Source organism: Pedobacter terrae (genome assembly GCF_036946585.1).
GTDB classification, from domain to species: domain Bacteria; phylum Bacteroidota; class Bacteroidia; order Sphingobacteriales; family Sphingobacteriaceae; genus Pedobacter; species Pedobacter terrae_C.
In genome coordinates this window covers 60,908-67,309 of record NZ_JAQIIV010000026.1, presented here as the reverse complement: position 1 = coordinate 67,309, position 6,402 = coordinate 60,908, and the positions used below count along the sequence as shown (strand labels likewise).

Sequence of the window (6,402 nt, the reverse complement as noted above, 5' to 3'; positions counted from 1 at the left end):
GTCTGAAAACCATAGTCGGCTTTTAAATATTTTGCCCATTTTTCGGCAATGGTTAAAATACCAATGCGTAAATCGGCCACAGGCCTGGTGAACGTAAGTGGACGTAAGGACATCCAGGAAGCATCATCAAATAGATTGATTGTCATAAGCAGCAAAAATAAAAAAAGTCCCGATGCTTTTGGCAAAGGGACTTCAAAAAATGCTTTTTGTTGCTAAAATTATTTCTTAGCGTAACGGTTTTTGAATTTATCGATACGTCCTGCAGTATCAACCAATTTCATTTTACCAGTATAAAAAGGGTGTGAAGTGTGAGAAATCTCTAATTTATAAAGCGGATACTCGTTACCGTCTTCCCATTTAATTGTTTCTTTAGTATCTACACAAGATTTTGTTAAGAAAGCATATTCGTTAGACATATCTTTAAAAACAACTGGTCTGTAGCTTGTTGGGTGCAAATCTTTTTTCATTTGAATATTATTTTTAGTTATTTGTGTGAAAGCATCAAGAACATTCTTGCAATTTGCTGGCAATAACGCTTATGACATTTCCTATTAGTCTTTCTACCTCTATTTAGAGGATGCAAATATCTTAATTTTATTTTTTGATTTACAAGACTAATTAAAGAATTTTAAATTATATGGCTTTTTCACTTCTGGTTTGTACAAAAGTGCTTAAAATAGCCTGCCAAGCTAAACTTTTAGTGTTGAATATTGTTTTTCAGATATTTAAAAAATATGTGTAAATTTGGGATATGAGAAAACACGGTGAATTAGAGGGCATCATCCATGCCGATAGCAGCGGGAAGCTCTATATTAAAAGTCCTGATTTTTTTGCACAGCCAAGGGTGATCGAGATGGTGGGTGCATTAATGCAATCCAGTATCTTTAAAAAGATAGAAAAAGGACAAAAACAAAAAATAGCCTGATAAATGCCTTTTAACCTACTTTTATTTCCTCTTGTAGGCGGCTATTATATATTAATCAGGTTTAGGTATTTTACGGTATGTACAATACCGGCTCGAAAGTCAGCGTATCTTATTAAATTCTGCTTTTGCAGGCATCTTATTACTTGGTGCATGTTTTGTGTTACGGGCCAATTTTAATTGCCATCTGGCCAGAAGCAGTTGAATACCTTAGCAAATTACTCCCAATCCATGCGCCTTATTTCGGCACGACAAGTCTATCATTATTCGTTGCGGTTGCAGCCACAGAAATTGCTAATCTTTTTATCAACCGCCTTAAAGCGATTAAAAAAGCGATGGCGACTTCAGGAAATGAATTTGAATTGCTACTAAGCTCATCTTTTTTTGATGCGCATCTTCTACAATTCACTATGGATAGCGGAAAATTCTACATTGGATGGGTAAAAGAATTACCAAAGCCGTTTACCACCAGTTATATCCGGATTACGCCTGCCTTTAGTGGATACCGCAAGGCTGATGATAAGGAACTGGTTTTCACCACGCAATATTTAACCGTTTATGCCAGTTATATCGAGGACGGCTCTGTAGCAAATACCGACGAATTGAAAACCGATCTGGTACTCAAAGCAGATAAGATCAATTCCATTTCGTTTTTCGATATGGATATGTATAACCGCTTTAATCCTTCGCAAGAATAAGCATGTTTAGAAATGATATAGTCTTCACCTATGATAAAAGGCGGATATCTCTACTTCCAAAATGTTGTAAACATAGTATTTCATAAAAATTAAACAGGTGCCAAGATCAGCTAAAACATAACGGAGCGTATTTCATTTTTTTGTTTTGGAAATGAAACAACCGCGTTCCATAGGAGTGGCTTGGCCCTGCTGTACCTCCTGCCGATTGAAGGATCGGCATCCGTCCCATCAGGTTTATCATTAAGGGATCGTTATAGATTAATCATCATTAGAAAAGGAACGGCGAAGCAAATTTAATCCTTTTTCGGGCTATATTTTTTCCAGGTTTCTATTTTGGCTTTCTGTCGGGCGATATAAGCAGCAGCAATGACTTCAGCAGCACTTGAACCTTCTACCGTTTCCAACAATTCCTTTAATTTATACTGATCAACGTCAGCTTTATATAAAATCTGAATTAGTTTCGGGAAATCGTTATCAATGAGATAAGCGAAAGCATCAACCAGAACCGTTCGCAATTGACTTTCGGAAAGTTGATCCGGGATATCAAAGTCTTTGCTGATGATATTGATTAATGACATAGTGTACGATCTTTAAGATTATAGGATTTCAGGATCAGGAGCTTTAAAATTAACTGTTTTATACATGTTCCACTCAGGAAACACAGGCCAAATTTAAATAAACCTGATAAAGCGGCAGCGCCCGATTCTTCATCGGGCCTATAGCGGTTAGCAGGGCTGTAGATGCCGTGGAATGCGGAACCGTTCGTTTTCAAGTGAGGTTATATAATAAATACTGAATTTCCATATGAGTGACGTAACTGATTCCTTATGGCCATACAGCCCGGTCTTGGCTCGGCTCGCCGCCGCCGAGAGGGCTCTTACTTTTGGCTTGATCCAAAAGTAACAAAAGATCAAGGCTTGCATCCTTCCTTGTAAAAAGCTACGGAAATCTTGATAGCGGCAGCATCGAGGCTTTTACCCTTGCTTGGCCCACTGCTCCCGCTTGATCCTGCCTCGGGCTGTAGGCTACGAGAGTGAAACTGCAAAGATTTTCGTGCTTTTTCCGGCGGAAATCTGCCAGGCCAGGTAGCAGATCGCATGAAGCAGAGATACTTTCGGTTAGATTATCGCGGGTACCGAATTCGAAAATAATATAAACTCGACGACAAATTAAGCCACTTTCCCTTTTACCTTTCCCATCTTCCATCTTGCCTTTTCCATCTTCCATCCTCTAAACCCATTTAATCTCCTGGCAAATCTCAATCAACACACCAGTAGTATCTTTTGGATGAACAAAACATACCATCTTATTATCGGCACCTTTTTTTGGAGAATCGCTGAGCAGCACAAAACCCTCTTGATGCAGCCTTTCCATTTCCGCCAGGATATCATCAACCAGGAAAGCGATATGATGAATACCCTCTCCTTTTTTCTCTATGAATTTAGCGATTGCACTATCCGGAGCAGTAGCCTGAAGCAACTCTATCTTGTTCTCGCCAGTTTTAAAGAAGGCTGTATTTACGAATTCGGAAGCAACCTGCTCGGTTTTATAACAGTCGGTATTGAGGAGTTTTTCGTAAATGGCTATGGAACGGTTAAGGTCTTTTACCGCGATACCGATGTGTTCTATCTTTTTCATAGGGTATAAGGTTATGTTAATGTAAAAATGCAGCTTTTCTCTATAAGCTCATAGCTATTATTTATAATTGTTAAATAAGTTTTTTCGTATCTTTGTGTTATAATTAACAGAATAGAGATGAAACAGCCGATATATTTAGATAATAATGCGACAACACCGTTAGATCCACGTGTGCTGGAAGCCATGCTACCCTACTTTACCGAAAAATTTGGAAACGCCGCAAGCCGTAACCATGCCTTTGGATGGGTGGCGGAAGAGGGTGTAGATTACGCCCGCGAGGAGGTAGCCAAATTGATCGGCTGTACTGAAAAAGAAATTATTTTTACCTCAGGTGCCACCGAAGCCGATAACCTGGCAATTAAGGGTGTATTTGAAATGTACAAAGAAAAAGGTAACCACATTATTACCGCGGTTACTGAACATAAAGCAGTTTTAGACACCTGCAAACATTTGGAAAAAAATGGCGCACGCGTTACTTATTTAGGTGTTAAGGAAGATGGTTTAATTGATTTAGCTGAATTGGAAGCAGCCATGACGCCTGAAACCATTTTAGTTTCAATTATGTATGGCAACAACGAAATCGGCGTAATACAACCTGTTAAAGAAATTGCAGCTATTGCGCATAAACATGGTGCTTTATTTATGACTGACGCTACACAGGCAGTAGGTAAAATTCCGGTTAATGTAAATGCTGATGGTATCGATTTGATGGCTTTCTCAGCACATAAGATGTATGGTCCGAAAGGTGTTGGTGCACTTTATGTACGCCGTAAAAACCCAAGGGTTAAAGTTACTGCACAAATGGATGGTGGTGGCCACGAGCGCGGCATGCGTTCAGGTACTTTAAATGTTCCAGGTATTGTAGGTTTAGGTAAAGCCTGCGAACTTTGCCGCTTAGAAATGGAAAGCGAAGCTATCCGTTTATCGGCTTTGCGTGATAAGTTAGAATCTACTTTAAGCCAAATGGAAGAGAGTTATGTTAATGGTAATACACAACATCGTTTGCCTCATGTAGCTAATATTTCTTTCAAATATGTTGAGGGTGAAGGTTTAATGATGGCCATGAGCGATTTAGCCGTATCTTCAGGATCGGCTTGTACTTCGGCATCTTTAGAGCCATCATATGTATTGAAAAGCTTAGGTTTATCTGATGATTTAGCACACTCTTCTATCCGTTATGGTTTAGGAAGGTTTACTACTGAAGCAGAAATTGATCAGGCCATTGAAGTAACTCAAAAAGCGGTTAATCACTTAAGAGAACTTTCTCCACTTTGGGAAATGTTTAAAGAGGGAATCGATTTGAGTAAAATTGAGTGGGCAGAACACTAAGCCAGTTTGGATCTGGTAGTTAATAGTTTGGTGTACCCGAACTGACAATTGAAAACAAGGAAAAAGTTAGAGGGCTGGAAGGTTCATTACCCAACGCCTTACGCAATTCGCCAAACGCTAAAGTGATAATTAATAAATAAATTATCTCCGAAAGGAGGCTTAAGAAATAGAAAACATGGCATATTCAGAAAAAGTAATTGATCATTACAATAACCCACGTAATGTAGGTACTTTAAATAAAGACAGTAAATTTGTAGGCACCGGGTTAGTTGGTGCACCTGAGTGTGGCGACGTAATGCGCTTACAGATTGAGGTTGGAGAAGATAATGTAATCACTGATGCTAAATTTAAAACATTTGGTTGTGGTTCGGCAATTGCTTCTTCTTCTTTAGCAACGGAATGGTTAAAAGGAAAAACAATTGATGAGGCATTATCTATTGATAACATGGATATTGTGGAAGAATTGGCTTTACCTCCAGTAAAAATCCATTGTTCAGTATTGGCAGAGGATGCAATTAAATCAGCCATTAACGATTACCGCGTTAAAAATGGCTTGGAAGCAATTGCGCTGGAAAAATCACACCATTAACAAGTATCAAGTATCAAGATTGAAGTATTACAGTCTTGATACTTGATACTAAATACTCGATACTATGATTACGATAACAGATAAAGCAAAAGACAAAATAGACCACTTGATGCAGGATTCGGAAATGGGTTCTGATTACTTTTTACGCGTGTCAGTAAAAGGTGGTGGTTGCTCTGGCTTATCATATAATTTAGATTTTGATAACGAGGAACAAAAAGGAGATCAGTTTTTTGAGGATAAAGGAATTAAAATTGCTTTAGATATGAAATCTTTCCTTTACCTGGCCGGAACTGAATTAGATTTTACTGATGGTTTGAACGGAAAGGGTTTCAACTTTGTAAATCCAAATGCAAGCCGTACTTGCGGCTGTGGCGAGAGTTTTTCAGTATAATCAGCATAAAATAGTAAAAAAGAAAGCGGCTTAGGAGATTTTCCGAGGAGATTTTCCGAGCCGCTTTTTTGTTATTTAAATTGGGATGGTTTACTGCTAAAGGTATTTCTTTCGGCAATTCCAACGGTTTTGCTATTAAAATCTGTAGGTCCGGAAGTATAATCACCATCAAAGGCAACTCTGCCTTGTCCCTCAGCAATGGTGTTAGGTCCGGTGTGAGAATCGTCGATATTTATGATGCCTGCAATTCCGTTTTTAATATTATTGCCGTCTTTTTCTCCTGACATTAAAAAGGCGTAAAAATTATAACCGCCGTTTCTGTACGCTTTTACCTTTCCGTAAACGGTAAATTTATTTCCACTTCCACTAATGGCGGTTACAACACTAGTGTCGGCTGCACCTATAAAGTTTTTACCCAACATTTTTATGCTAAAATCGCTGGTACTTTGTTCATAAAGTTTAATTAAGCCATCATTAAGTACATAACCTGGCTGATAGGGATCATTGGGTATATTGCTGTTCTTTATAGTAAAAGGCTTAAATAAATAAGCGCCATCTACATTTGGGGGCGTAGTGCCTTTATTTATGGTAAAACCCAGCTTAGTCAGGCTGTCCACATACTTTTGCGGAATAATATCTTCTATTTTCTTAGTCAGGATTTCTTCATCGCTTGGATTAATGTTGTTGTTTTTAGAGCAGGCCGCAAATTGCAGTACTACCCCCAATACTAAAGCAAAGGCACATCCTTTCGCTACGGTGGTTAACTCTGTTGTTGTTTTTTTCATCATGCAATTTTTTAATTATAAGTTTGGCATGTCGATCACAACTGAAGTGC

Annotated in this window: 11 protein-coding genes; 5 read left to right on the top strand and 6 right to left on the bottom strand. The window is 38.5% G+C overall.

What is annotated here, in order from left to right; genetic code table 11:
• Together PGN18_RS21665 and PGN18_RS21660 are read right to left on the bottom strand one after the other, a co-directional pair.
• Positions 1 to 146, bottom strand: a 146-nt coding sequence (locus tag PGN18_RS21665) for a putative sugar nucleotidyl transferase (protein ID WP_335321665.1), incomplete at its 3' end; no start/stop codon positions are given.
• Positions 147 to 218: 72 nt separating this feature from the next.
• Positions 219 to 467: a type B 50S ribosomal protein L31 gene (locus PGN18_RS21660; RefSeq protein WP_025142617.1), complete on the bottom strand. Its 249-nt coding sequence runs from the start codon at positions 465 to 467 to the stop codon at positions 219 to 221.
• 284 nt (positions 468 to 751) lie between these two features.
• On the opposite strand from PGN18_RS21660, the gene PGN18_RS21655 reads away from it, so the two are divergent.
• Together PGN18_RS21655 and PGN18_RS21650 are read left to right on the top strand one after the other, a co-directional pair.
• A complete protein-coding gene (locus tag PGN18_RS21655; protein WP_335321664.1) occupies positions 752 to 925 on the top strand; it encodes a hypothetical protein in 174 nt (57 codons plus the stop codon).
• Between the two features lie 125 nt (positions 926 to 1,050).
• Complete coding sequence (locus tag PGN18_RS21650) at positions 1,051 to 1,620, top strand: hypothetical protein (RefSeq protein WP_335321663.1); 570 nt, start codon at positions 1,051 to 1,053, stop codon at positions 1,618 to 1,620.
• 293 nt (positions 1,621 to 1,913) lie between these two features.
• Here the strand turns inward: PGN18_RS21650 and PGN18_RS21645 are convergent, their stop codons facing one another.
• The 3 genes from PGN18_RS21645 to mce form a co-directional block, all read right to left on the bottom strand.
• Complete coding sequence (locus tag PGN18_RS21645) at positions 1,914 to 2,198, bottom strand: hypothetical protein (protein WP_335321662.1); 285 nt, start codon at positions 2,196 to 2,198, stop codon at positions 1,914 to 1,916.
• Positions 2,199 to 2,559: 361 nt separating this feature from the next.
• Positions 2,560 to 2,847, bottom strand: a complete 288-nt coding sequence (locus PGN18_RS21640) for a hypothetical protein (protein WP_335321661.1) — start codon at positions 2,845 to 2,847, stop codon at positions 2,560 to 2,562.
• A gap of 3 nt (positions 2,848 to 2,850) precedes the next feature.
• A complete protein-coding gene (mce, locus tag PGN18_RS21635) occupies positions 2,851 to 3,258 on the bottom strand; it encodes a methylmalonyl-CoA epimerase (protein WP_335321660.1) in 408 nt (135 codons plus the stop codon).
• A 117-nt stretch (positions 3,259 to 3,375) separates the two neighbouring features.
• Here mce and PGN18_RS21630 point away from each other — a divergent pair, with 117 nt between their 5' ends.
• From PGN18_RS21630 to PGN18_RS21620, 3 genes are all read left to right on the top strand, one after another.
• Positions 3,376 to 4,587 carry an IscS subfamily cysteine desulfurase gene (locus tag PGN18_RS21630; RefSeq protein ID WP_335321659.1) on the top strand — a complete coding sequence of 404 codons (1,212 nt, stop codon included), beginning with the start codon at positions 3,376 to 3,378 and terminating at the stop codon, positions 4,585 to 4,587.
• A 175-nt stretch (positions 4,588 to 4,762) separates the two neighbouring features.
• On the top strand, positions 4,763 to 5,176 hold the full coding sequence (gene iscU, locus PGN18_RS21625) for a Fe-S cluster assembly scaffold IscU (protein WP_090496050.1): 414 nt from the start codon (positions 4,763 to 4,765) through the stop codon (positions 5,174 to 5,176).
• 64 nt (positions 5,177 to 5,240) lie between these two features.
• Positions 5,241 to 5,567 (top strand): HesB/IscA family protein, encoded by a 327-nt coding sequence (locus PGN18_RS21620; RefSeq protein ID WP_335321658.1) that lies wholly within the window; start codon positions 5,241 to 5,243, stop codon positions 5,565 to 5,567.
• A 71-nt stretch (positions 5,568 to 5,638) separates the two neighbouring features.
• Here PGN18_RS21620 and PGN18_RS21615 read toward each other — a convergent pair whose 3' ends face one another.
• Entirely contained in the window at positions 5,639 to 6,355 is a 717-nt protein-coding gene (locus tag PGN18_RS21615) for a hypothetical protein (protein WP_335321657.1), read from the bottom strand.
• Positions 6,356 to 6,402 lie beyond the last annotated feature (47 nt).

Excerpts from the sequence above, each read along its gene's own strand:
- PGN18_RS21645 (WP_335321662.1), bottom strand. The coding sequence starts at position 2,198 with ATGTCATTAATCAATATCATCAGCAAAGACTTTGATATCCCGGATCAA.
- mce (WP_335321660.1), bottom strand. The coding sequence starts at position 3,258 with ATGAAAAAGATAGAACACATCGGTATCGCGGTAAAAGACCTTAACCGT.
- PGN18_RS21620 (WP_335321658.1), top strand. The coding sequence starts at position 5,241 with ATGATTACGATAACAGATAAAGCAAAAGACAAAATAGACCACTTGATG.
- PGN18_RS21655 (WP_335321664.1), top strand. The coding sequence starts at position 752 with ATGAGAAAACACGGTGAATTAGAGGGCATCATCCATGCCGATAGCAGC.
- PGN18_RS21640 (WP_335321661.1), bottom strand. The coding sequence starts at position 2,847 with ATGGAAGATGGAAAAGGCAAGATGGAAGATGGGAAAGGTAAAAGGGAA.
- iscU (WP_090496050.1), top strand. The coding sequence starts at position 4,763 with ATGGCATATTCAGAAAAAGTAATTGATCATTACAATAACCCACGTAAT.
- PGN18_RS21615 (WP_335321657.1), bottom strand. The coding sequence starts at position 6,355 with ATGATGAAAAAAACAACAACAGAGTTAACCACCGTAGCGAAAGGATGT.
- PGN18_RS21660 (WP_025142617.1), bottom strand. The coding sequence starts at position 467 with ATGAAAAAAGATTTGCACCCAACAAGCTACAGACCAGTTGTTTTTAAA.
- PGN18_RS21630 (WP_335321659.1), top strand. The coding sequence starts at position 3,376 with ATGAAACAGCCGATATATTTAGATAATAATGCGACAACACCGTTAGAT.